The 24,939-nt window shown below is 43.6% G+C and carries 21 protein-coding genes and 1 tRNA gene; 17 read left to right on the top strand and 5 right to left on the bottom strand.

The window, feature by feature from the left end; genetic code table 11:
- Window positions 1-1,572: a hypothetical protein gene (locus BMX50_RS20935; protein ID WP_091213153.1), complete on the top strand. Its 1,572-nt coding sequence runs from the start codon at window positions 1-3 to the stop codon at window positions 1,570-1,572.
- Window positions 1,573-2,229: 657 nt separating this feature from the next.
- On the opposite strand, the gene obgE is transcribed toward BMX50_RS20935, so the two are convergent.
- The 4 genes from obgE to BMX50_RS20915 form a co-directional block, all read right to left on the bottom strand.
- On the bottom strand, window positions 2,230-3,237 hold the full coding sequence (gene obgE, locus BMX50_RS20930) for a GTPase ObgE (RefSeq protein ID WP_091213149.1): 1,008 nt from the start codon (window positions 3,235-3,237) through the stop codon (window positions 2,230-2,232).
- Between the two features lie 113 nt (window positions 3,238-3,350).
- A complete protein-coding gene (locus BMX50_RS20925; protein ID WP_091213146.1) occupies window positions 3,351-3,929 on the bottom strand; it encodes an adenylate kinase in 579 nt (192 codons plus the stop codon).
- Window positions 3,930-4,029: 100 nt separating this feature from the next.
- A tRNA-Arg gene (locus BMX50_RS20920) sits at window positions 4,030-4,103 on the bottom strand.
- A 62-nt stretch (window positions 4,104-4,165) separates the two neighbouring features.
- Entirely contained in the window at window positions 4,166-4,627 is a 462-nt protein-coding gene (locus BMX50_RS20915) for a redoxin domain-containing protein (protein ID WP_091213141.1), read from the bottom strand.
- A 201-nt stretch (window positions 4,628-4,828) separates the two neighbouring features.
- Between BMX50_RS20915 and BMX50_RS20910 the strand changes: the two genes are divergently transcribed.
- Window positions 4,829-7,231, top strand: a complete 2,403-nt coding sequence (locus BMX50_RS20910) for an ABC transporter permease (protein WP_091213138.1) — start codon at window positions 4,829-4,831, stop codon at window positions 7,229-7,231.
- A gap of 358 nt (window positions 7,232-7,589) precedes the next feature.
- On the opposite strand, the gene BMX50_RS20905 is transcribed toward BMX50_RS20910, so the two are convergent.
- Window positions 7,590-8,459 (bottom strand): GGDEF domain-containing protein, encoded by an 870-nt coding sequence (locus tag BMX50_RS20905; RefSeq protein WP_091213135.1) that lies wholly within the window; start codon window positions 8,457-8,459, stop codon window positions 7,590-7,592.
- A 123-nt stretch (window positions 8,460-8,582) separates the two neighbouring features.
- Between BMX50_RS20905 and BMX50_RS20900 the strand changes: the two genes are divergently transcribed.
- From BMX50_RS20900 to BMX50_RS20830, 15 genes are all read left to right on the top strand, one after another.
- The gene (locus BMX50_RS20900) at window positions 8,583-9,569 is read left to right on the top strand and encodes an NAD(P)H-quinone oxidoreductase (RefSeq protein WP_091213132.1); all 987 of its coding nucleotides are present in this window, start codon (window positions 8,583-8,585) and stop codon (window positions 9,567-9,569) included.
- A 174-nt stretch (window positions 9,570-9,743) separates the two neighbouring features.
- The gene (atpD, locus tag BMX50_RS20895; RefSeq protein WP_091213129.1) at window positions 9,744-11,249 is read left to right on the top strand and encodes a F0F1 ATP synthase subunit beta; all 1,506 of its coding nucleotides are present in this window, start codon (window positions 9,744-9,746) and stop codon (window positions 11,247-11,249) included.
- Between the two features lie 83 nt (window positions 11,250-11,332).
- Window positions 11,333-11,584, top strand: coding sequence for an ATP synthase F1 subunit epsilon (gene atpC, locus BMX50_RS20890; RefSeq protein WP_091174059.1), 252 nt, complete (start codon window positions 11,333-11,335; stop codon window positions 11,582-11,584).
- 547 nt (window positions 11,585-12,131) lie between these two features.
- On the top strand, window positions 12,132-13,838 hold the full coding sequence (gene ilvD / locus BMX50_RS20885; protein ID WP_208864759.1) for a dihydroxy-acid dehydratase: 1,707 nt from the start codon (window positions 12,132-12,134) through the stop codon (window positions 13,836-13,838).
- Between the two features lie 138 nt (window positions 13,839-13,976).
- Window positions 13,977-15,713 (top strand): biosynthetic-type acetolactate synthase large subunit, encoded by a 1,737-nt coding sequence (gene ilvB, locus BMX50_RS20880; RefSeq protein ID WP_091213787.1) that lies wholly within the window; start codon window positions 13,977-13,979, stop codon window positions 15,711-15,713.
- A gap of 21 nt (window positions 15,714-15,734) precedes the next feature.
- Entirely contained in the window at window positions 15,735-16,337 is a 603-nt protein-coding gene (gene ilvN, locus BMX50_RS20875; protein WP_091213124.1) for an acetolactate synthase small subunit, read from the top strand.
- Window positions 16,338-16,456: 119 nt separating this feature from the next.
- The gene (gene ilvC / locus BMX50_RS20870; protein WP_091213120.1) at window positions 16,457-17,515 is read left to right on the top strand and encodes a ketol-acid reductoisomerase; all 1,059 of its coding nucleotides are present in this window, start codon (window positions 16,457-16,459) and stop codon (window positions 17,513-17,515) included.
- Window positions 17,516-17,676: 161 nt separating this feature from the next.
- Entirely contained in the window at window positions 17,677-19,092 is a 1,416-nt protein-coding gene (leuC, locus tag BMX50_RS20865) for a 3-isopropylmalate dehydratase large subunit (RefSeq protein ID WP_091213784.1), read from the top strand.
- A 35-nt stretch (window positions 19,093-19,127) separates the two neighbouring features.
- Entirely contained in the window at window positions 19,128-19,541 is a 414-nt protein-coding gene (locus tag BMX50_RS20860; protein WP_091213116.1) for a GxxExxY protein, read from the top strand.
- A 59-nt stretch (window positions 19,542-19,600) separates the two neighbouring features.
- Window positions 19,601-20,191, top strand: coding sequence for a 3-isopropylmalate dehydratase small subunit (leuD, locus tag BMX50_RS20855; protein WP_091213114.1), 591 nt, complete (start codon window positions 19,601-19,603; stop codon window positions 20,189-20,191).
- A gap of 89 nt (window positions 20,192-20,280) precedes the next feature.
- The gene (locus tag BMX50_RS20850) at window positions 20,281-21,081 is read left to right on the top strand and encodes a methyltransferase domain-containing protein (protein WP_091213110.1); all 801 of its coding nucleotides are present in this window, start codon (window positions 20,281-20,283) and stop codon (window positions 21,079-21,081) included.
- Between the two features lie 58 nt (window positions 21,082-21,139).
- Window positions 21,140-22,210: a 3-isopropylmalate dehydrogenase gene (leuB, locus tag BMX50_RS20845; RefSeq protein WP_091213781.1), complete on the top strand. Its 1,071-nt coding sequence runs from the start codon at window positions 21,140-21,142 to the stop codon at window positions 22,208-22,210.
- Between the two features lie 15 nt (window positions 22,211-22,225).
- On the top strand, window positions 22,226-22,609 hold the full coding sequence (locus BMX50_RS20840) for a hypothetical protein (RefSeq protein ID WP_143065237.1): 384 nt from the start codon (window positions 22,226-22,228) through the stop codon (window positions 22,607-22,609).
- A 245-nt stretch (window positions 22,610-22,854) separates the two neighbouring features.
- Entirely contained in the window at window positions 22,855-23,610 is a 756-nt protein-coding gene (locus BMX50_RS20835) for a class I SAM-dependent methyltransferase (RefSeq protein WP_091213102.1), read from the top strand.
- Between the two features lie 161 nt (window positions 23,611-23,771).
- Window positions 23,772-24,938 carry a 2-isopropylmalate synthase gene (locus BMX50_RS20830; protein ID WP_091213099.1) on the top strand — a complete coding sequence of 389 codons (1,167 nt, stop codon included), beginning with the start codon at window positions 23,772-23,774 and terminating at the stop codon, window positions 24,936-24,938.
- The last annotated feature ends 1 nt before the right edge of the window (window position 24,939 follow it).

The raw sequence follows: 24,939 nt of genomic DNA, 5'->3' as shown, positions 1-24,939 counted from the left end.
ATGCTAAAACAAAAACTACAAACCCATCAAATCATTTTATTGGTTATGAGCGGGATTGTTTTCATTATGGGTATTATGCTGATCATAGCCCCGGCAGCCATTTATCCCGACCCGAGTAAAGGGTTCCAGGTAATGCGCTCTATGGAGTTGGGCTCGGCGTTCAACATCGTCGTAAAACCCGACCAGAATGATATCAGCAAAAACACATCAGAATTTCTTGCTTGGTGGTCGCCGGGGCAATACCTGGTGCCTTACTTTTTCAAACTGATTTTTGGCGTTAATACCGGTCAGGCCTCTTCCATAGTAACCCTGCTATTTTCGTTATCTGGCATTTTCGGCTTTTACTATTTCTTTAAAAAGGCTGGATTTACGCCAATGATCTCGGCTTTAAGCGTGCTGTTCATCATAATTCAACTATCATTTTCTACGCCGTACGTATTTTACAATGGCGGCGAAGTATTGCTTTTTGGCTATACCGGCTGGTTTTTATACGGCTGTATAGCGTTCGAAAAAGTTAGTTGGAAACTGGCTGTATTCATTTTTGTTGCCGGTATCATTGGTTTTATCTGTAAATCATCCTTTTTGTGGATGCTTGCCGCCGGCTGCTGTTTTTTATGGTTCAGGCTTTCATTAGGTACAAAGGCTATCTCCGGCTGGATAAAAAATGGCTTGTGGATAGGTATTCCGGCAATACTTTCACTACTTACCATCAGTCACTTTTATCTTTCTAAAGGAGGTAATCCATCAACCGTGCATGGCAGTATAAAGCTGGCCTGGGAAACTTTCGGTTTTCCGCTGGCATCACCAATATTGACAGCTTTTTCGATAGATGATTTAACCAACGGCCTGTTATTTCATGACGACCCTCCTATGTTTACCTATTTTTGGGGCGTGGTAATTGTGCTTGTTTGTGCCATATTAAGTATTTTACTCATCTGGTTTATCGTAAAAAAAGTTCCCTACAAAAATTACGTACTGCTACTGCTCGTTTTTTATGTGGTGATGGTATTGTTTTTCGGGCAATCGTTTTTGAGGCAGGCTAATATCTCGTACGAGGCAAGGCATTTAAGGCTCATTGGGCTTATCGTTGCCCCGGGCATCATTTATTTGATAAGCGGACTGCAAACCGGTTACAAATACCTGTTTTATTTTGTGTGCTTCGTTATCGCCTATTCAAGCTATAAATATTTTGTACCAAGCTATTTTCAAAATAAAAACACAAGTGCACACGGCTATTCGGGGATAGCACAGTTATTTATTGATCAGCCGTCGTTAAACTATATCCGCAACCTGGACAGGCAAAATACCAACGCCATTTTTGTAGTTACAAGTCCCGATCTGAGCCTGGAGATTGAACATAACCGTACCATAACGGTTGATGAAATTGGCCCCGATGTAGCTATTGATTATGAAGATTACGTATATAAAGGTCACGCCGGTCCGCTGTACATAGTTTTGCCTTCCGATTATATCGGCCCAAAATCAACTATCATGCGCAAATGTTTTCCGGGTTATAAGGGCTTTAAGATGACGATGCTTAGTAACTCATATATTTTGTGGGAGGCGAAGTAGGCAAAGAGCACATTCCGCGCCATTGTTGGTGTTCGGAAGATTTTTTAATTCCCTCGTCATTGTTGGTGTTCTCACCAAAATATTTTCGCACTCTAAGGCTCTTGCAATACACGGAAAGCATTACTCGAAAGCAGGGCGTATAGAGTTGTCGGTGACAACACCACAGGTGTTCGGAAGATTCAGATCGGTTGGGAATGCTGGTTAAAAAAGCCATGTCATTGCGAGGAGCGGCGAGGGCAAGAGCACTTGGGGCGACGTGGCAATCCCGTAACTATACAGGGCGGATATGCATTGGCTACGAGATTGCCGCGCTACGCTCGCAATGACATATTTTTTTATTTAAAAAGTAGAGATAATTTCATCTTCCGAACACCTATTGTGACAACACCAACAAGGGGCAGAGTTTATGCGCTATTTTAAGCGAATAAACCCCTCCCTACACCCTCCCAGGGGAGGGAATCGCACAATCCCGAACTTTTTATTTTCTTCCAAACGCTTATGGTGACAACACCAACAAGGGGGCAGAGAAACAAATCTATAATAAAAACGTCATTGCGAGGTACGAAGCAATCCCAAAAATTACAGGGAGAACCTGCTAATCGGAGATTGGCTTCGTACCTCGCAATGACGCCTCTTTTATACTATTCTTTAGCTTATTTAAATCACACTCGCATTGATCTCTTTCCAGAGCAGGTCCTTTAGCTGATCGATATTTTTCTGAGCCACAGACGATATAAATATAGAGGGGATGCCATCCGGGATCTCCTTTTTCATTTCGGCCTGCAGTTCGTCGTCAAGCATATCAGTTTTAGTAACTGCCAGCACACGGGGCTTGTGCATCAGTTCGGGATTGTATTCTTCCAGCTCACGCAATAATATTTCGTATTCTTCTTTTATGCTGCGCGATGTATCAGCAGGTACCATAAACAACAATACCGAGTTACGCTCGATATGCCTCAAAAACCGAAGCCCTAATCCTTTTCCCTGCGATGCACCTTCAATAATACCCGGAATATCGGCCATTACAAATGAGCGCCCACCACGGTACGATACGATACCTAAATTAGGCACAAGTGTGGTAAATGCGTAGTCGGCAATTTCCGGCTTGGCAGCTGATACTACCGAAAGCAGGGTTGATTTACCTGCATTAGGGAAACCAACAAGGCCAACATCGGCCAATACTTTAAGTTCGAGGATATTCCAATCCTCCCGACCGTCTTCGCCAGGTTGGGCAAAACGTGGGGTTTGTTGGATTGATGTTTTAAAATGCCAGTTACCCAGGCCGCCACGGCCACCTGGAGTAAGGATCTTGGTTTCGCCGTCTTGAGTTATCTCAAAAAGTACTTCGCCGGTTTCGGCATTTTTTACGGTTGTACCAAGGGGTACTTCTAATATTTCATCGCGACCGGTTTTGCCTGTACGTAATGAGCTACCGCCCGAATCGCCATCGCCGGCAATAACATGTTTGCGGTATTTTAGGTGCAGCATGGTCCACAGTTGGGCGTTACCTTTTACAATAACATGGCCTCCCCTGCCGCCATCGCCACCATCAGGACCACCTTTTGAAGTTAATATATCACGGTGCAAATGGGCAGAACCGGCACCTCCGTGGCCCGAACGGCAACAGATTTTTACATAATCAACAAAATTGGAACCCTGCGACATAATTTTTTTATTTAGACGGAAAGTCCGAAAGTTAGTAAAGTCCGAAAGTTAAGAATATTAATGTTCCCAACCTGCGGACTTTACCGACTTTCGGACTAAAGACTTCCGAACGACTATTTATTATACTCTTCTATAACATCAACTAAAGCACCGAAGATATCATCTACCGAACCTACGCCGTTAATGTTTTTAAATTTATTTTGATTTTGATAGAAACCGGCTACAGGAGCAGTTTTATCATTGTATTCTTTAATGCGTTTGCGGATAACCTCGGGATTAGCATCATCTGCCCTGCCAGATTCTTTACCTCTATCCAACAAACGGCGCTCAAGCTCGTCATCGTTAACCTCAAGCGCTGTCATGCCTGAAATTGCCGATTGCTTTGATTCTAATAATTGATCCAAAGCTTCTGCCTGCGCAACAGTACGCGGAAAGCCATCAAAAATAAAACCTTTGGCATCCTTATTAGCATCAAGCTTATTGCTTATCATTCCAATAACTACGGCATCCGGAACAAGTTTTCCGTCGTCCATTAGTTTTTTGGCTTCCAAACCCAATTCTGTACCTTGTGCAATTTCGCCGCGCAATAAATCCCCAGTTGAAAGATGGATCAAATCGTATTTGTCAATAAGTTTTTTCGACTGAGTACCTTTCCCGGCACCGGGAGGGCCAAACAAAACCAGATTTAGCATGCTCTTGATAAATTAAAAGCCTTTCGGTAATACAACAGAAAGGCTTATCAGTTAGTTTTGTGCACCTTGGGTAGAAAACCCTGTAATTGCAGTGCGTTTGTGCACTCGAAGGGAGTCGAACCCCTAACCTTCTGATCCGTAGTCAGATGCTCTATCCAATTGAGCTACGAGTGCCTGTTCCGAAATGGAATGCAAAGATAGGATTTAAATAACCCGTTGCAAATTTTTATTCAAAATTATTTTACAATTTCCGCAATAGCCTCAAAATTAGGCAGCTGTCCTGCATCCTCCAAAACCTCGGCGTAAATGACATTCTGCTCTTCGTCAATTACAAAGGCAGCGCGCTTGGCTACGCCTTTAAGTCCCATAACAAATTGGTCATAAATAGCGCCATAAGCAGTAGATACTTCCTTATTAAAATCAGACAGCAGATCAAACTGATAATTGTTCTCTTCTTTAAACTTAGCCAGGGTAAAAGGCGAATCGACAGAGATACCCAATATAGTAGCATTTAGGCCATCATAATAACCAAAGCTGTCGCGCATGGTACATAGCTGCGTAGTACAAACGCCTGTAAAGGCCAAAGGAAAAAAATGGATAACTACTTTACGGCCCTTAAAATCGGCCAATGAAACGCTTTTTAAGGCCGATGAAATCAAAATAAACTGAGGAGCCGGCTGGCCGATCTGTAATGACATATGGTGTTGTTTGTTTTAAGCAAATGAATGAAAATAAAATGAGTTAAATAAGCACACCTCCTTTTTTAACATTAAGATGTTTAAATGAATGCCTGCTTTATATAAAAGGCCGATCAAATAACACAAAAACTAAAAAATTAGTTATTATTATCAATTAACTAAAAACTTAGTTATATCTTTATAACATAAACCTTTTATGCTATGCTCAGGAACTACTTTAAAACCGCGCTGCGAAGCTTATTAAAAAACAAAGGCTTTACTTTTATTAATATTATAGGTTTAGCATTAGGGTTGGCCATTTGCCTGCTCATTACATTTTATGTGACAGATGAATTGAGTTACGATCAATATAATGTCAAACACGAAAGGATCTACCGGGTTAATACCGACCTAAAATTTAGCGGAACGCTTACTGAATATGCCATAACAGCTATTCCGGTTGCCAATGTTTTAAAAACAGAATGCCCCGAAGTTGAAACAGCTGTACGTGTAACACCGGCATTAAACATCCGCTTTAAAAAAGGCGATGAAATTGTGCGGGAAGATGGCACAACCTTTTACAGCGAACCAAATATCTTTGATGTATTTACCCTCCCCCTACTCTCCGGCGATGCCAAAACGGCTTTAAAAGAACCTAACACGGTAGTGATTGCTGAGTCGATGGCAAAAAAATATTTTAATCGCAGCAATGTGATTGGGCAAACTTTGTTTTTAGTAACAAGCGGTACATCACTCAAAATAACCGGCGTCATGAAAGATATGCCGGTACAATCGCATTTCAGGGCCAACTTTTTACTGGCAACAGACCACCCAATCAATAATGATGCTCCATGGAACAGGTTAACCGCCTTTGCCACTTACGTACTGCTCAAACCTAACGCAAATATCAACCGCCTTGAATCAAAACTCAATGCAGAAATGCAAGAGGGACTTAAAGGTTCAAGCACTATGAATTACAGCAAGTTCAGGTCCGGCGGCAACTACTTCAAACTTAGCCTGATGCCGGTAACAGATATACACCTTAAATCAAACCGGATAATGGAGTTGGGTGCTAATGGCAACAGCCAGTATGTTTATATTTTTTCGGCGGTGGCTATATTTATTTTATTACTGGCCTGTATTAATTTCATGAACTTGTCCACAGCCCGCTCGGCCAGTCGGGCACGCGAAGTTGGGGTACGCAAGGTATTAGGCTCATCGCGCAAGCATCTTATTTTCCAGTTCCTTGCCGAGTCATTGATCATAACTTTCGTAGCTGCCGTTATTGCGGTGTTTGCCGCGTGGGCCTTGCTACCTTTATTCAATCATCTTTCAAACAAACAATTAGTCATAAATGCGCAAACTGCAACCTGGCTATTGCCTGCATTATTAAGCATTGTTGTTATAGTGGGTGTTTTGGCAGGCTCCTATCCCGCATTTTTCCTTTCGGCATTTCAACCCATTAATGTTTTAAAAGGGAAGATCTCAACAGGCTTTAAAGGTGGTACATTCCGGAGCACGCTGGTGGTTTTCCAGTTTTCCATTTCTATTTTTTTGGTGATAGGCACTTTGGTGATCTATAACCAACTCAACTATATTCAAAATAAGAACCTCGGCTTTAACCGAAACCAGGTACTTATCCTCAACAACGTTAATACGCTTGAACACCCCGAACTGTTGAAACAGGAGATTAAAAAGCTACCCGGTGTTATTAACGCTACGCTTACCAGCTTTTTACCAACAGCCAATAACAAAGTGTTAAACTATGTGTCGCCGGGTGGAAAAGAAGGCCAGTCTACCCAATTCTGGAAAATTGATGAAGATTACATCAGTACCATGGGTATGCAAATAAAGAATGGCCGCGGTTTTTCCGGGGAGTTCAGGACCGATTCAACAGCGATGGTTATCAATGAAACAGCGGCAAAAGTATTTGGCTATGGCAATGATGCCATTGGCAAAACCATCAACACGGGCACTGCTAAGGACCTAAAAAAATATCATGTGATAGGCGTAGTAAAGGATTTCAACTTTAGTTCGTTGCACGATAATGTCACCCCGCTGGTAATGGTGCTCGACAACGATTGGCTGGCGCGTTTAAGCATCCGCATAAATACCCATAACCTGCCCATCCTGATGACCGGAATAGAGAAAACCTGGAAAACCATCGCCCCAAATGAGCATTTTGAATATTCGTTCATGGACGCCGATTTTGATGCCCTGTACCGCACCGAGCAACGCATGGGGCAACTATTTATCATTTTTACGGGCTTAGCTATAGCTATTGCCTGCCTTGGTTTATTTGGCCTTGCCGCTTATGCTGCCGAGCAACGTAACCGGGAGATAGGCATCCGCAAGGTATTGGGTGCAAGCATAGCGGCTATTGTAACCATGTTATCGAAAGATTTTGTGAGGTTAGTGGCTATGTCATTTTTAATTGCAGCGCCATTGGCCTGGTTAACTATGAACAAATGGCTGCAGGGTTTTGCTTACCGGCAAGATATACAATGGTGGGTGGTGATATTAGCAGGCGCGGGGGCTGTGGTTATCGCGTTTGTTACTATCAGTCTACAATCTTTCAGGGCTGCAGCGGCTAATCCGGTTGAGAGTTTGCGGGTTAGCGATTAGAGGTTGGGAGCTACTATGCCGGTGATTGCCTTGTAATTTCTGTTAACATATAGCACTTTTAAACACGAGGTACCTACGGAGCCAAAAAGTCACTTTATAAGTTGCTATAAACACGGTACTCCTAACGGAGTTTTAATTTAACGCCGAATACCCCAGAGAGGTACCGTGTTTATAGAAAATAAAACGAAAACCTTTAGGCTCCGTAGGTGTCTCGTATTTACTGTTGATTTTAAAAGCGTATTACTTACCGTCCGCATTCTAAAACAAACCCTCGACCGGCGCAAGTATGAAGGGCGGGAATGGAGGGCAATCGCTACTTGTGCCTTTAGCAACGGTATAAGTAGCCTTTATCTTCAGATCATTGGATCTTAAAAATCCTTCTTGCGTTATCATATAAGGATTTATATTTCACAAATGTATCTTCTTCTGTTTTATCCCAATAAACCCGTAGCCCATTACTTTCTTCGGCTGCCTGCACAAATCCTCTTTGCAACTTATCATAAGCCTGTTCAAAGGTATCTGATGGATATAAGGGTACGATAGCACCGTGAAAAGTAATTTTGTAATTTGAAAAAACAGGAGATTCAGCGTTCAGTTCTTCCAGCTGCTTTTGGATCCTCGCTAAAAAACCGACTGCCTCATACTGGGGGCCTTTTATCAGAAAAATAAATTCATCTCCACCTGTGTATTTTCGGTAGATGCGTTTCATGAAGTTATTTTCAAGTTTATAATCCCGCTTGTAAATCTCCTCATCCCTTCTCATCCTGCCAAACAACTCCTGGGCAATTGTCCTGATCACTTCATCGCCTTTTTGAAACCCTTGTTTTTTATTTATCTCACCAAAACCGTCTAAATCAATCAGTATTAGATGAAATAACTCTTTAGGTCTGTTTTGAATATCTATTTTAAATTTCTCCTGATTGGCAATACCGGTCACAAAGTCTATCAAACGCATCCTTTCAGAATCTAATAATAATGCTTTCACGTTTTCCAGTTCTGTTTTAGTTTTCTTGTGACTGGTAACTTCTTTGAAATAAAAAATATAAACACTATAAAACACCAATAAACCAATGCCTAATAACGAAAACACATATAACGGAACGCTGATAGCTATCCCGGCAGGAAAAAAGAATGCCTTGATCTTATCAAACTCCGTAAAAAATAAAATTATACCGGTAATAGTTGTCAGTATTACGCCAAGCGAGGTTATAAGTTTACGGGGCTCCACAATAATTAAATTGATATTTAGGATGATATAAATTTATACAATTAGTTTTAATCTGAAGCCAATACGCAGAGGCTTTTCCTTACATGACATTTTCATCTTAACTTAGCTTTCAACGTCATACCTATGAAAGCAATAGTGATCACCCAACCCGGCGGGCCTGAAGTTTTGCAGCTTGCCGACAGGCCCAAGCCTCAATACGGAGCCGATGAAGTACTGATAAAAGTAATGGCGGCAGGTATTAACCGGCCCGATGTTTTTCAGCGCAAGGGAAACTACCCTCCACCTACCAGCGCACCTGCAGATATCCCCGGACTGGAAGTAGCCGGCATAATTGTCGAAGTAGGCGACGCTGTTATCCAATGGAAACCCGGCGATAAGGTTTGCGCGTTAGTTGCCGGCGGTGGCTATGCCGAATATTGCAAAGCACCCGAAGGCCAATGCCTGCCCGTGCCTGCCAACCTTAGCTTCACCGAGGCTGCTTCACTGCCCGAAACATTTTTTACTGTGTGGAGCAATGTATTTGATCGTGGCAATCTGCAACCCGGTCAATCGCTGCTGGTACATGGCGGATCGAGCGGCATCGGTGTTACGGCTATTCAAATGGCCAAAGCTTTGGGCAGCACAGTTTATGTAACAGCTGGTTCTGATGAAAAGTGCGGCTTCTGCGAACAGCTTGGCGCGGACAAGGCCATCAATTATAAAACAACTGACTTTAAAGATACGATCAAATTGCTTACCCATAGCATTGGCGTTAACGTGATTCTGGATATGATTGGCGGCGACTATATGCCCGGTAACATCGATTCGTTGGCTATTGAAGGCCGACTGGTGATGATCAACGCTATGAATGGCCGAGAAGTGAAGCTTGATTTGGCTAAAGTCATGGCCAAAAGACTCATCATTACGGGCTCCATGTTAAGGAGCCGTGAGGTTGCATTCAAAGCCGCTATCGCCCAAAACCTCGAGCAAAAAATATGGCCATTGTTATCATCAGGAAAAATCAAGCCCATAGTGTATAAAACTTTCGACGCACGCGAGGCTGCCGAAGCTCATAAACTGATGGAAAGTAGCACTCATACAGGCAAAATTGTATTGACTTTCGCGCAATAAAGGCAAACAATTAACAATGTTGAAATTATCCTTTAAAAAACTTGGTACACTATTTAAATAATTGGATAGAAATCTTAACTTTGCGCCTCTGAAATAGCATCTTATACATTCCTGTTACAAATGATGTATGTTGCTGTTCAGTAAAAGCATTTTTTAAAAAACACCAGGTTATATATGCCAAACATTGGAAAAATTTCAAGGATCATTGGTCCGGTAGTTGACGTAAGTTTCGCTGATGACGCTCATTTGCCTAAAATTTATGACGCGTTAGAGATCACGAAAGACAATGGTCAGAAAGTTATTTTAGAGGTTCAGCAGCACTTAGGCGAAGACCGTGTACGTGCTATCGCGATGGACTCGACCGACGGTTTGTTACGCGGTATGAAGGTTTTAGATACCGAAGCTGCTATCAAAATGCCGGTAGGCGATAATATCAAAGGCCGCGTATTTAACGTGGTAGGTGATGCTATCGACGGTATCCCTGATCTTGACAAATCAAATGGTCGTCCTATTCACGCAACCCCTCCAAGGTTTGAAGACCTGTCTACCGAAACTGAAGTACTTTTTACAGGTATTAAAGTTATCGACCTTTTAGAGCCTTATGCAAAAGGTGGTAAAATCGGTCTGTTCGGTGGTGCCGGTGTAGGTAAAACAGTATTGATCCAGGAACTGATCAACAACATCGCGAAAGCTTATGCAGGTTTATCTGTATTTGCAGGTGTTGGTGAGCGTACACGTGAAGGTAATGACCTTTTGCGTGAGATGCTTGAATCAGGCATTATAAAATATGGCGACGCTTTCATGCATTCAATGGAAGAAGGCGGTTGGGACTTAACTAAAGTTGATACCGAAGCCATGAAAGATTCAAAAGCAACATTCGTGTTCGGTCAGATGAACGAGCCGCCGGGTGCACGTGCACGTGTGGCCCTTTCAGGCTTAACTATTGCCGAGTATTTCCGTGATGGTGACGAAGATGGTAAAGGCCGTGATATCCTTTTCTTTATCGACAACATCTTCCGCTTTACCCAGGCAGGTTCAGAAGTATCAGCGCTATTAGGCCGTATGCCATCGGCGGTAGGTTACCAGCCAACGCTTGCTACCGAGATGGGTACCATGCAGGAACGTATCACTTCAACCAAACGCGGTTCAATCACGTCAGTACAGGCCGTTTACGTACCTGCGGATGACTTGACCGACCCGGCGCCGGCTACAACCTTCGCCCACTTAGATGCTACTACCGTACTTTCACGTAAAATTGCCGAGCTTGGTATTTACCCTGCGGTGGATCCATTGGATTCAACCTCACGTATCCTTAGCCCAGCTGTTTTAGGTGACGAGCACTACAATACCGCTCAACGCGTTAAAGAAACTTTACAACGTTACAAAGAGCTTCAGGATATCATCGCCATCTTGGGTATGGACGAGCTTTCTGAAGAAGATAAGTTAGTTGTATCACGCGCCCGTCGTGTTCAGCGTTTCTTGTCACAACCGTTCCACGTTGCAGAGCAGTTCACCGGCTTAAAAGGTGTACTGGTTGACATTAAAGATACCATCAAAGGTTTCAACATGATCATGGACGGCGAAGTTGATGAGTACCCTGAAGCAGCTTTCAACTTAGTTGGCAGCATTGAAGATGCTATTGAAAAAGGCAAAAAATTATTAGCTGAAGCTAACGCTTAATAAGAAGCAAGAAAATAAGATTCAAGAATCAAGATCAGGAAAAACACTGACTCTTGGTTCTTAAGTCTTGAATCTCAAAAAGCATGACATTAGAAATTCTTACTCCCGATAAAAAAGTTTACGAAGGCGAGGCCACCTCGGTAACCCTGCCTGGTGCTTTGGGATTATTTGAAATACTGAACAACCACGCCCCTATCATTTCCACCCTTCAGGATGGCAAACTTACCGTACGCGGTGGTGCAGCTAAAGAAGAAGTGTTTTTTATTAAAGGCGGTGTTGTTGAAGCATTAAACAATAAAGTAACTGTTTTGGCCGAAGGTATTCAGCACAAATAGGCGCTACTTTATAAACTTACATAAAGCGCCCGGGTATCATTATCCGGGCGCTTTTTTTGTGGGCATATTTCTTTTAGCCTGTGGCTGGTGTTTTCACCGTAGCATATGATCAGATAGTAAATGTTTAATCTTGAGCGTTCGCCGCATGGCATAAAGGCGGTGCGGTGAAAACACCGACCACGAGCTTTAACCTTAAATCAAATTTTAAACTTCATAATTGAGCCTCTATTTTTCAATCGCAACCGCCCTTCTCTCTATTTCAGGCAGAAAATCGACAACTTACTATGCATGCATAAAAAACATACCGAATACCGTTTTGAACTTTGGTATATTTCATTAAAAATTTTATATCTTTATAAATAAATTTTACAGAATTAAATTTTATAAAATACAAATAGTTAAAATAAAATACTTATTTCAAAAAATCAGTGGCGACTATTGCTATTACCTGACGCGATGGCTACCTTACATATATTGATTTTCGATACCAAGTAAACCAGTATCATCAACAAAATTAAATACTAACACTGTCTACATATCTAATAAAATGAGTTCATCATCAGATACCACCAGGGCTATAGAATTGAACAAGTATAGCAAAACCTTTACCCAGGACCCAACGCAGCCTGCCGCACAGGCCATGCTATACGGAATTGGCTTAACCGACGACGATATGCGCAAAGCACAGGTCGGCGTGGCCAGCATGGGTTACGATGGTAACACCTGCAATATGCACCTGAACGACCTGGCTAAACTGGTTAAACAAGGTATCTGGGATGAAGATATGGTAGGCCTGATATTCCACACCATTGGTGTAAGTGATGGTATGAGCAACGGTACTGAAGGTATGCGTTATTCATTGGTAAGTCGCGATATCATTGCCGATTCCATTGAAGCTGTAACCGGCGCTCAATATTATGATGGCTTAATTACCCTGCCTGGTTGCGATAAAAACATGCCCGGCTCAATCATGGCTATGGGCCGCTTAAACCGCCCTTCAATCATGGTATACGGTGGTACTATTAAACCAGGCCACTGGAAAGGCGAAGACCTGAACATCGTATCGGCATTTGAAGCTTTAGGCAAAAAGATTGCCGGCCAGATTGATGATGTTGATTTCATGGGTGTTATTAAAAATGCCTGCCCAAGCGCGGGTGCCTGCGGTGGTATTTATACCGCTAATACTATGGCTGCCGCTATTGAAGCCTTGGGTATGAGCTTGCCATATTCATCATCAAACCCTGCATTAAGCGCCGAGAAAAAAGCAGAATGCCTTGCAGCCGGAAAAGCTATCAAGGTACTGTTAGAAAAAGATATCAAACCGTCAGATATCATGACCCGCGAGGCATTTGAAAATGCTATTGTTGTGATCATGGTACTGGGCGGCTCAACCAACGCGGTATTACACCTTATTGCAATGGCAAAAAGCGTTGACGTTAAATTAACCCAGGATGATTTCCAGGCAGTAAGTAACCGTATCCCGGTACTGGCTGATATGAAACCAAGCGGTAAATACATGATGGAAGACCTGCACAACATTGGTGGTGTTCCGGCTGTAATGAAATACTGTTTGGAACAAGGTTGGTTAGATGGCAGTTGCCTTACCGTTACCGGTAAAACCATTGCCGAAAACCTTGCAGATGTACCGGCACTGGAGTTTGAAACCCAAAAAATCATCAAACCTGTTGAAAACCCGATCAAAGCTACCGGTCACTTACAAATTTTGTACGGAAACCTTGCCGAAGGTGGTAGTGTTGCTAAAATCAGCGGTAAAGAGGGTGAGCGTTTCACTGGCCCAGCCCGTGTATTTGATGGCGAGTTTGAACTGATAGCTGGTATTCAAAGCGGTCGTGTTAAAAAAGGCGATGTTGTGGTGATCCGCAACGTAGGTCCTAAAGGTGCGCCGGGCATGCCGGAAATGCTGAAACCAACCTCGGCCATATTTGGTGCCGGTTTAGGTAGCTCAGTAGCGTTAATTACCGATGGACGTTTTAGTGGCGGTACACATGGCTTCGTCGTCGGTCACATCACACCCGAGGCTTACGATGGTGGGTTTATAGCGATGGTAAAAGATGATGATATAATTGAGATTGATGCCATTGCAAACAAGATAAACGTTTCGCTACCGCAAGAAGAAATAGCCGCACGCCGTGCCGCATGGCAAAAACCGGCGCTGAAGGTTACCAAGGGTGTGTTATATCGTTACGCTAAAAACGTAACTACCGCTGCCGAAGGCTGTGTTACCGACGAATAATTAATGAACAAAATGGCTTATTATAAAAGCCATGAATAAAGTGAACACAAACTAAGCCCGTTCATTTTAGCAAATTAGAGACAGATAGAATAAATCAGTTTAGCACCAAAAAGTGCTATGAATATAAAAAATACAGGTATGGAAACTGCACAAGAAACCTTAACCGCGCCAGCCGCCACCGAAACCGTAAACGTTTCAGGATCGGTAGCATTATTGGAAGCATTGATAGCCGAAGGTACCGATACCATTTTTGGTTACCCGGGCGGCGCCATCATGCCCATTTATGATGCTTTGTTTGATTATAATGATAAACTGAACCACATACTGGTACGCCACGAGCAAGGTGGCATTCACGCCGGCCAGGGCTATGCACGTACTTCGGGCAAAGTGGGCGTAGTATTTGCTACCAGCGGCCCGGGTGCCACTAACCTGGTAACAGGTTTGGCCGATGCCCAGATCGATAGTACTCCGCTTGTTTGTATCACCGGCCAGGTATTCGCGCACCTTTTAGGTACCGATGCTTTCCAGGAAACTGATGTGATCAACATCACCACCCCGGTTACCAAATGGAACTACCAGGTAACTGATGCCACCGAAATCCCGGAAGTTATTGCCAAGGCATTTTACATTGCCCGCAGCGGCAGGCCCGGCCCGGTATTGATCGACATCACTAAAAACGCACAGATCCAGCTGTTTGATTTCGCAGGTTACAAACCATGCGATCATATCCGCAGCTACAGGCCGAAACCAATTGTTCGCCCGCAATACATTCAGCAGGCTGCTGAACTGATTAATAGTGCTCAAAAACCATTCATCCTGTTTGGTCAGGGTGTTATTTTGGGCGGTGCCGAGCAGGAGTTTAAAGCTTTTGTTGAAAAAAGCGGTATACCTGCAGCCTGGACAGTACTTGGTGCCGGCGCTATCCCTTCAGACCATCCGTTAAACGTAGGTATGTTGGGTATGCATGGCAACTACGGCCCTAACGTTTTAACTAACGAGTGTGATGTATTGATCGCGATAGGCATGCGTTTTGACGACCGTGTAACCGGTCGCCTGGATAAATATGCTAAACAGGCAAAAGTTGTTCATTTGGATATTGACCCTGCCGAGATCGACAAGAACGTAAAATCAACCGTACCGGTTTGGGGCGACTGTAAGGAAACACTTCCTTTGCTGACCAAAGCCATCGAAAAGAAAGAACATACTGAGTGGTTAGCTAAATTTAACGACTATACCCGCCAGGAAGTTGAAGCCGTTATCCATAACGAGCTTAACCCAACAACTCCAGAGATGACCATGGGCGAAGTTGTTAAGCACCTAAACGAATTAACCAATGGTGATGCTGTTATTGTAACCGACGTAGGTCAGCACCAGATGGTTGCTTGCCGTTACGCTAAGTTTAACAGTACCCGCAGCAACGTTACCAGCGGTGGCTTAGGTACCATGGGCTTTGCATTACCTGCCGCAATAGGAGCTAAATTTGGTGCACCAAACCGCACTGTAGTAGCAATTATTGGCGATGGTGGCTTCCAGATGACCTGCCAGGAGTTAGGTACTATTATGCAAAGCGGGGTTGATGTTAAAGTAATTATCCTTAATAACCGTTTCCTTGGCATGGTAAGGCAATGGCAGGAATTGTTTAACCAACGCCGTTACTCATTTGTTGATATTCAAAGCCCGGATTTTGTGGCATTAGCTGCTGCATACCGTATCCCCGGCAAACTGGTTGATGACCGTGCCGATTTAATTACTGCATTAAAAGAAATGCTTGCCACTCCTGGATCATTCCTTTTAGAAGTAATGGTTACCAAAGAGAATAACGTATTCCCAATGGTACCACAAGGATGCAGTGTAAGCGAGATCAGGTTAAAGTAAGCCCTCTAAAAAAACAGAATCATGAGCGAAGCAGAAAAAAAACAGGAATTTAACATCACCATATATACCGAGAACCAAATTGGTTTATTAAGCAGGATAGCTATTATATTTACACGCCGTAAAATCAATATCGACAGCCTGAACACTTCTCCGTCGGAGATTGACAGTATTCACCGCTTCAATATTGTAATTAACGAGTATGAAGAAGTAGTGCGTAAACTTACCCGCCAGATAGAAAAACAGGTTGAGGTGTTAAAAGCATATTATCACACCAACGAAGATGTGATTTGGCAGGAATTAGCGTTATATAAGGTATCAACCGATGTAATTGCAGAAAAGGTTAGCGTTGAGCGTTTATTGCGCGAAAACGGTGCACGCGCGGTAGTGATCCGTAAGGACTACACCGTGTTTGAAACCACAGGTCATCGCGAGGAAACCGATAACCTGATCAACATACTACAACCTTATGGCCTGATAGAGTTTGTACGCAGTGCCCGCGTTGCTATCATTAAGGATAGCGAAGGCTTTAACAGCAAACTGCGCGAATTTGAAAGGCTTGAACCAGGCGAAGAAGTAATCGAAAACGAATACCTTAACCAGGGCGAGAAGGTGTTTACAATGTAAAGCACAAAGCTTAAGGCTGAAAGCCGAAAACTTATAAAAAACAAAAACTTAAATTACTCAATACAAATAAAATCGGTGAAATCACCACTAATCGGTGAAATCACAAAAATCAAAAAACAATGGCAAAACTAAATTTCGGCGGAACTGAAGAAAACGTAGTAACCCGCGAAGAGTTCCCTTTATCAAAAGCTCAGGAAGTATTAAAAGATGAAGTAGTAGCGGTAATTGGCTATGGCGTACAAGGTCCTGGTCAGGCCCTGAACCAAAAAGATAACGGTATCAACGTAATTGTTGGTCAGCGTAAAGGCACCAAAACATGGGATAAAGCTATCAGCGATGGCTTTGTACCGGGCGAAACCCTTTTTGAAATTGAAGAAGCTTTAGAAAAAGGAACTGTAATTTGCTACTTATTGAGCGATGCAGCCCAGATAGCGTTATGGCCAACTGTTAAAAAACACTTAACTCCGGGCAAAGCCCTTTATTTCTCTCACGGCTTTGGTATCACTTTCAACGAGCAAACAGGCATCGTGCCTCCTGCTGATGTTGACGTGTTCCTGGTTGCTCCTAAAGGTTCAGGCACTTCATTACGCCGTATGTTCCTGCAAGGCCGTGGCTTAAACTCAAGCTACGCTATCTTCCAGGATGCTACAGGTAAAGCATTTGACCGTGTTATCGCTTTAGGTATCGCTGTAGGTAGCGGTTACTTATTCGAAACTAACTTCAAAAAAGAAGTATACAGCGATTTAACCGGCGAGCGCGGTACTTTGATGGGTTGTGTTCAAGGTATCTTCGCTGCTCAGTACGATGTATTGCGTAGCCATGGTCACTCTCCATCTGAAGCATTTAACGAAACTGTTGAAGAGCTTACCCAATCATTAATGCCACTTGTTGCTGAAAACGGTATGGACTGGATGTATGCAAACTGTTCAACTACTGCTCAGCGTGGTGCACTTGATTGGTGGAAAAAATTCCGTGACGCTACTAAACCGGTATTTGAAGAGCTTTACGAAAGCGTTGCAACTGGTAAAGAGTCTCAACGTTCTATCGATTCAAACAGCCAGCCGGATTACCGCGAAAAACTGGATGCCGAACTGAAAGAATTACGCGAAAGCGAATTATGGCAAGCAGGCAAAACCGTACGCAGCTTACGTCCTGAAAATCAGGTTGTAGAAGCGTAATAATTTAGGTGAAAGCCGAAAGGTAAAAGGCGAAAGGCCTTAAAATAAACTCACCAACACGTCATTGCGAGACACGAAGCAATTCCAAACTTACAGATCGGATCTGCTAATCGGGGATTGCTTCGTACCTCGCAATGACGTTACTAAAGAAAAATAATAAAATGGGACAAACATTATTTGATAAGATCTGGGATGCGCACGTCGTCAGCAGCAGCGAGGGGTTCCCGGATATTTTGTATATCGATACACATTTCATTCACGAGGTAACCAGTCCGCAGGCATTTGATGGTTTGCGTCAGAGAGGTTTACCCGTTTTCAGGCCAAAACAAACTGTGGCCACCGCCGATCACAACGTTCCAACTATTAATCAGCACTTACCCATTAAAGAAGAACTTTCACGCTACCAGGTAGATATGCTCACCAAAAACTGTAAAGAGTTTGGTGTTGAGCTATATGGCTTAGGCCACCCGTACCAGGGTATCGTTCACGTTATAGGCCCCGAACTGGGCATCACCCGTCCGGGTGGTACTTATGTTTGCGGCGACAGCCATACTTCAACCCACGGCGCTTTTGGTGCTATTGCCTTTGGTATTGGTACATCGCAGGTTGAGCAGGTGTTGGCTACCCAATGTTTACTTCAATCACGCCCAAAACGCATGAAAATTGAAGTGAACGGCAAATTACAAAAAGGCGTTGGTGCAAAGGACATCATCCTTTACATCATCTCACAGATCTCGGCTGCCGGTGGTACCGGTTATGCTGTTGAATACGCCGGCGATACCATCCGCTCACTAAGCATGGAAGGCCGCATGACCATCTGTAATATGAGCATCGAAATGGGTGCCCGTTGCGGACTGATCGCTCCTGATGAAACAACTATTGAATACGTAAAAGGCCGCGAGTTTGCCCCTAAAGGCGAAGACTGGGATAAGGCTGTAGCTTACTGGAAAACTTTATACTCTGATGCTGATGCATCTTTTGATGAAGTATTATCCTTTAAAGCCGAAGATATTGAACCGATGATCACCTACGGAACCAATCCGGGTATGGGCATCGGTGTTACACAGCATGTTCCTGAAACTGCTTCGTTTGAAGCAAAAGAGCAGGGATCATATAAAAAAGCCCTTGATTACATGGGCCTGCATGACGATGAAACATTATTGGGTAAGCCAATTGATTACGTATTCATCGGCAGCTGTACCAACTCGCGTATTGAAGACCTGCGCCAGGTAGCTGAGTTTGTAAAAGGCAAGCACAAAGCTGATAATGTTACCGTATGGGTAGTTCCCGGCTCAAAACAAGTACAGCAGCAAGCCATAGCCGAAGGACTCGACAAGATATTTAACGAAGCCGGTTTCCCGCTAAGAGAGCCAGGCTGCAGCGCATGCCTTGGTATGAACGAAGACAAGATCCCGGCAGGTAAATACTGCGTATCAACTTCAAACCGCAACTTTGAAGGCCGCCAGGGACCAAACAGCCGTACTTTCCTTGCCAGCCCGCTAACTGCGGCAGCAAGTGCTATTACGGGTGTGGTTACAGATATACGCACTTTCTTGAAGGAAGAGGAATTGGTCTGAACTCGAATTTTAGAGGAATTGAATGAATTAACAGAATGGAAGTTAATAGAAAACGAACACCTGAAGAATTTAAAGATTGTACCAGCAAAATAATTGGCTGTGCCATGCGCGTGCATTCTGCTTTGGGAAACGGTTTCCAGGAAGTAATTTATCAACGAGCCTTAGAAATAGAAATGGGTTTGGAAGGACTTGGATTTGTCCGGGAAATGGAGATGCCTATCTTTTACCGTAACGAACAAATCGGAACAAGAAGAGTGGATTTCTTTGTTGAAGGGGAAATAATGGTTGAATTGAAAGCTATTGCTCAGTTAGAAAACGTTCATTTAGCTCAAGCCATCAATTACCTTGAGGCTTATAACATCCAAACAGGTTTACTTATAAACTTCGGCAGCTTAAGCATGGAGCTTAAAAGATTATTGAATAAAAAATATATCCCAAACTTGAATTAAGGAATTTATTCGATTCGAAAAATTCCATTAATTCAAAAAATTCGAGTTCAGACAATATTATGGCAACTAAAATATTTAAACACATTCAAACCAGCGTAGTGCCTTTGCCTATCGAAAACATCGATACGGATCAAATTATCCCTGCAAGGTTTTTGAAAGCCACTACACGCGACGGTTTTGGTAATAACTTATTCCGCGATTGGCGTTTTGATGGCGATGATAATCCTAAACAGGATTTCGTGCTTAACAATCCCAACTACAGCGGTAAGATCCTGGTTGCCGGTAAAAACTTCGGTTGCGGCAGTAGTCGCGAGCATGCTGCCTGGGCCATTGCCGATTATGGCTTTGATGCCGTGGTAAGCAGCTTCTTTGCCGATATTTTTAAAGGCAATGCGCTAAACAACGGTCTGTTACCGGTGCAGGTAAGTGAGGATTTTTTAAAGAAGATCTTCGATGCTGTTTATGCCGATGAGCACGCGATAGTAGAGATTGACCTGGTTGATCAGTTCATCAAAATTGTAGCAACAGGCGAACAGGAAAGCTTTGAGGTTAACCCCTACAAAAAAGCCTGCATGACCAATGGCTACGATGATATCGACTACATCCTGAGCAAAAAGGATGAAATAGCGGAATTTGAAGGGACGAGGTAAAAGGCGAAAGGTTAAAGGCAAAAGGTAAGAGAGATCAAAAAATGACTCAATGACCTAATGACGGCGCAGCTAAATGACAGAGTAACGTAATGACAACAACAAACAAGCACATCCAGAGAGAAGGTAAAGGTACCGCCAAATTATTCGACGAACGGAGTTTAGCGAATGATTATGCAACCCTTGCCCCCCTGCTCAGGCCGGGCCTGAAGGTGCTGGATGTTGGTTGCGGTACAGGTGCTATCTCTAAAGATATTGCCGCGTTGGTTGGTGAGAGCGGTCATGTTACGGGCATTGATAATACCGAGTATTTTATCCAGAGCGGAAGGGAGACTTACGCTTCGGTTCAAAATATGGAGTTGATCTATACTGACCTGTTCAGCTTTGCGCCGGAAGAAAAGTACGACCTTATTGTTTCGGCAAGAGTATTACAATGGTTGAGCAATCCGGTTGAGGCTTTGAAAAAAATGTATTCGCTGTTAAAACCTGGTGGTACAGTGTCCATTTTGGATTATAATCACGAAGCTTTGGAATGGCAGCCACAACCGCCCGCAAGCATGCAGCGCTTTTATGCTACATTTTTAAGGTGGAGGGGCGATGCCGGCATGAACAATCATATTGCCGAAGACCTGCCCGAATATTTGCAGGAAGCAGGCTTTACCGGGATCGAAACATTTGATGCCGATGAAGTTTACCAGAAAGGCGAATATAACTTTGAAAGCAAAGCGGGCATCTGGGCAAAAGTAGCCCAATCAAATCAAATGGTTGAGGAAGGTTATATTGATGACGAATCGCGCCTGCTGGCTATTGATGAGTATACCCAATGGGTAGAAAACGAGGCTGAGCAAATGGTGATGAAACTAAAAGAAGTACGCGGCGTAAAACCCGAATAAATAAAACATCTATAAAACAAAAACACCGCTGCCTATGGCAGCGACAAGGGTTATGGGAATTAAAAAACACATATTAGTAATACCCGGCGACGGGATAGGCCCGGAGGTTACCACCTGGGGTAAAGCAGTTTTAGAAAAAATCGGTCAGGATTTTGGCCACGAATTTACATTCGACGAAGCCCTGATGGGCCATGCGGGCATCGAGGCCACCGGCAATCCACTACCTGACGAAACACTGGCTAAAGCTAAAGCAAGCGACGCTATCCTGTTTGGCGCTATCGGTCACATCAAGTATGATAATGATCCTTCGGCCAAAGTACGTCCGGAGCAGGGATTATTAAAGATCCGTAAAGAGCTTGGTTTGTACGCCAACCTGCGCCCTATTATGTTGTTTGATGAGCTTCTGGATGCATCAAGCCTGAAGCCTGAAATATTGAAAGGTACCGATATCCTTTTCTTCCGCGAGTTAACCGGCGACGTTTACTTTGGCGAGAAAAAACGCAGTGAAGACCGCAATACCGCGTCTGACCTGATGATCTACTCACGTTATGAAGTTGAGCGTATCGCTATCAAAGCTTACGAAGCAGCCCGCGTACGTGGTAAAAGGTTATGCTCGGTTGATAAAGCAAACGTATTGGAAGCGTCACGCTTATGGCGCGAGGTAGTGCAGGAAATTGCCAAACAATACCCTGACGTTGAAACTGAACATATGTTTATCGACAACGCAGCCATGCAGCTGGTTAAAAACCCTAAAAAGTTTGATGTCGTGCTAACTGCCAACCTTTTTGGCGATATCCTTACCGACGAAGCATCACAAATTGCAGGTTCAATGGGTATGCTGGCTTCTGCTTCGGTAGGTGACGGTACAGGATTTTTTGAGCCAATCCACGGTTCGGCACACGATATTGCCGGTCAGGATAAAGCAAATCCGCTGGCCTCAATCCTGTCTGTTGCGCTGATGCTTGAAATCAGCTTCGGTCTTAAAGAGGAAGCTAAAAAGATAACAGACGCTATTGATAAAGCACTGAAAGATGGTTACCGCACCGGCGATATTGCTGATGCCAACACCGACAAAGCCAAAATTTTAGGCACTACAGCAATGGGCCAAAAAGTGCTTGAATATTTATAGTAGATAGCCTTTGTCATGATGACTAAGTTCAGCATCTTCATGATGATATTGTTCCTCTTCTGCGGCTATGGAGCCAATAACGGAGGAGGGACATTTGCCTTTATCGAGGTGCTGATGGCCATGAACATGGATGACAACGAAAGGCTTGAAAACCTGATTTTGTTATTTGCGATAGCAGGTCAGATAGCCGGGGTTTATGCCATCATCCGCTCAAACAGTAAACTGATGCTATGGGCGATTATAGCTTTGAGCCTGGTGGTAATAATTGTAACTGCTGCTTCGGCTGATGTCATTGGCAAGGTAATTTGGGTGAATAGTTTGTTTATGTTGTGTGCAATAACCTATGTGTTAACGTACTTCAGGAACAAAAACAAAGAAGAAATCGTTATATCTAATTGAGATAACGGGACAATAAAAAGTGCCCGCGCTTTTAAATTCCCCTCTTGAGAGGGGGCGCGGAGGAAACGAGCGAAAGCAGGGGTGTTATGCAAGCGATAACCAAAATGTAGAAACACACCCCTTCACCCCTCTCAAGAGGGGCACCGCACGAATCCAAGGCTTTTTTAAGCTAAAGACTCTCCCAAGGGAGGGAACTAAAACAAAAATCGGTGAAATCAAAAATCATCGGTGAAATCTAAGATAATATGAAATGGAACGCTGATTTATACGACCAAAAGCACGCCTTCGTATTCAAATACGGAGAAGATGTGCTTGAGTTTCTGGATGTGAAACCTGGTGAGCGCATCCTTGACCTGGGTTGCGGCACAGGCCATTTAACTAAACAAATACAGGATAAAGGCGCCATTGTAAAAGGCACCGATTATTCGCCCGAAATGATAGCCCAGGCTAAACAACTTTACCCTGATGTTGATTTCGCGGTAGAGAATGCAGCTGATTTTCACACCACGGAAAAATATGACGCCGTGTTTTCGAACGCGGCCTTACATTGGGTGCTTGATGCCAACGGTGCTATTCACAGCGTAGCCAACAGCCTTAAAAAAGGAGGCCGGTTTGTTGCCGAAATGGGCGGCAAGGATAATGTTGAACGTTTGATTGAGGCTACCAAACTGGTGCTGCATAATCATGGTTACAATGAAAATGCCGACGCTAAAATATGGTATTTCCCTTCAGTTGGCGAGTATGCTACCAAACTGGAAGAGCATGGTTTCAGAGTGACCTACATGATTCATTATGATCGCAGAACCGAGCTGCAGGACGGTGAACAGGGTGTAGCCAAATGGATTACTATGTTTGGTGCACAATTTTTAGAAGGCATTCCCGAGGATGAGAAAGAACAAATCCTGGCCGAGATCACCAAAAAGCTTGAACCTTTTTACAATGACAACGGTCAATGGTATGCCGATTACAAAAGGTTAAGATTTGTGGCGATTAAAAAATAGGACTTAGATATGAGACGTGAGATTTGAGATATGAGATTTTTTCTCTAACTTGAATACCCGCTTCGCTTTTAAAAACGTAAAGAATTAAAAAATAACAATATAGATGGATGGATAAGAGCCTCAAATCTCATATCTAACATCTCAAATCAAAATAAAAAGATATGTTACACGATCCCAACCGCGTTTATGTTTTTGATACCACGCTCCGCGATGGCGAGCAGGTACCGGGTTGCCAGTTAACAACCCCCGAAAAGATTGAGATAGCTAAGGAACTGGAACTACTGGGCGTGGATATTATTGAAGCAGGTTTCCCGGTTTCAAGTCCGGGCGATTTCCAAAGCGTTGTTGAAATTTCAAAAGCAGTTAAAGAGCCTACTGTTTGTGCGCTTACCCGTGCCAACAAAGGTGATATTGATGCTGCTGTAGCATCTCTGCAATATGCCAAACGTCCGCGCATCCATACGGGCATTGGTTCATCTGATATGCACATCAAGCATAAATTCAACAGCACCCGCGAAGAAATTTTAGAGCGCGCTGTTGAAGCCGTTAAATACGCAAAAAAATCGGTTGAGGATATCGAGTTTTACGCCGAAGATGCAGGCCGTGCCGATGTGGTTTACCTGGCGCAGATGGTTGAAGCTGTTATTGCCGCCGGCGCAACTGTGGTGAACATTCCGGATACTAACGGTTATTGCTTACCAGACCAATACGGTGCTAAGATCAAGTTTTTGAAAGAAAACGTTAAAAATATTGATAAAGCTATCATTTCGGTACATTGCCATAATGATCTTGGTTTGGCTACTGCCAACTCAATTGCCGGCTTACAAAACGGTGCCCGCCAAATTGAAGGTACCATCAATGGTATCGGCGAGCGTGCAGGTAACACTTCTATCGAAGAAGTGGTGATGATCCTGAAAACGCACCATACTTTGGGCTTGCATACCAATATCGACTCTAAACGGTTCTATGAATTGAGCCAGATGATCCGTACGCAAATGCGGATGCCGGTACAGCCTAACAAAGCTATTGTAGGTGCAAATGCCTTTGCCCACAGCTCAGGTATTCACCAGGATGGCTTCCTGAAAATGCGCGAAAATTACGAGATAATTCGCCCTGAAGATGTAGGCTTTCCGAGCGCCACAATAGTGCTAACCGCGCGCAGCGGCAGGCATGCTCTGAAATTCCATCTGGAGCGTTTAGGATATACGCTGGATAAGGAAGAACTTGCTTTTGTTTACAATAACTTTTTAACGCTTGCCGATAGCAAGCTTGACATAAATGACCAGGACTTGCAAAGCCTTATGGCGCACCGACTGGTAAAAAACTAAC

Origin of the sequence: Mucilaginibacter gossypiicola (assembly GCF_900110105.1) — a bacterium.
In the GTDB taxonomy this organism is placed as follows: Bacteria; Bacteroidota; Bacteroidia; order Sphingobacteriales; family Sphingobacteriaceae; genus Mucilaginibacter; species Mucilaginibacter gossypiicola.
Note: the sequence above shows the minus strand (reverse complement) of the source record. Positions and strands in the feature narration are given on the sequence as shown.

Excerpts from the sequence above, each read along its gene's own strand:
- BMX50_RS20935 (WP_091213153.1), top strand. The coding sequence starts at position 1 with ATGCTAAAACAAAAACTACAAACCCATCAAATCATTTTATTGGTTATG.
- obgE (WP_091213149.1), bottom strand. The coding sequence starts at position 3,237 with ATGTCGCAGGGTTCCAATTTTGTTGATTATGTAAAAATCTGTTGCCGT.
- BMX50_RS20925 (WP_091213146.1), bottom strand. The coding sequence starts at position 3,929 with ATGCTAAATCTGGTTTTGTTTGGCCCTCCCGGTGCCGGGAAAGGTACT.
- BMX50_RS20915 (WP_091213141.1), bottom strand. The coding sequence starts at position 4,627 with ATGTCATTACAGATCGGCCAGCCGGCTCCTCAGTTTATTTTGATTTCA.
- BMX50_RS20910 (WP_091213138.1), top strand. The coding sequence starts at position 4,829 with ATGCTCAGGAACTACTTTAAAACCGCGCTGCGAAGCTTATTAAAAAAC.
- BMX50_RS20900 (WP_091213132.1), top strand. The coding sequence starts at position 8,583 with ATGAAAGCAATAGTGATCACCCAACCCGGCGGGCCTGAAGTTTTGCAG.
- atpD (WP_091213129.1), top strand. The coding sequence starts at position 9,744 with ATGCCAAACATTGGAAAAATTTCAAGGATCATTGGTCCGGTAGTTGAC.
- atpC (WP_091174059.1), top strand. The coding sequence starts at position 11,333 with ATGACATTAGAAATTCTTACTCCCGATAAAAAAGTTTACGAAGGCGAG.
- ilvD (WP_208864759.1), top strand. The coding sequence starts at position 12,132 with ATGAGTTCATCATCAGATACCACCAGGGCTATAGAATTGAACAAGTAT.
- ilvB (WP_091213787.1), top strand. The coding sequence starts at position 13,977 with ATGGAAACTGCACAAGAAACCTTAACCGCGCCAGCCGCCACCGAAACC.
- ilvN (WP_091213124.1), top strand. The coding sequence starts at position 15,735 with ATGAGCGAAGCAGAAAAAAAACAGGAATTTAACATCACCATATATACC.
- ilvC (WP_091213120.1), top strand. The coding sequence starts at position 16,457 with ATGGCAAAACTAAATTTCGGCGGAACTGAAGAAAACGTAGTAACCCGC.
- leuC (WP_091213784.1), top strand. The coding sequence starts at position 17,677 with ATGGGACAAACATTATTTGATAAGATCTGGGATGCGCACGTCGTCAGC.
- BMX50_RS20860 (WP_091213116.1), top strand. The coding sequence starts at position 19,128 with ATGGAAGTTAATAGAAAACGAACACCTGAAGAATTTAAAGATTGTACC.
- leuD (WP_091213114.1), top strand. The coding sequence starts at position 19,601 with ATGGCAACTAAAATATTTAAACACATTCAAACCAGCGTAGTGCCTTTG.
- BMX50_RS20850 (WP_091213110.1), top strand. The coding sequence starts at position 20,281 with ATGACAACAACAAACAAGCACATCCAGAGAGAAGGTAAAGGTACCGCC.
- BMX50_RS20840 (WP_143065237.1), top strand. The coding sequence starts at position 22,226 with ATGATGACTAAGTTCAGCATCTTCATGATGATATTGTTCCTCTTCTGC.
- BMX50_RS20835 (WP_091213102.1), top strand. The coding sequence starts at position 22,855 with ATGAAATGGAACGCTGATTTATACGACCAAAAGCACGCCTTCGTATTC.
- BMX50_RS20830 (WP_091213099.1), top strand. The coding sequence starts at position 23,772 with ATGTTACACGATCCCAACCGCGTTTATGTTTTTGATACCACGCTCCGC.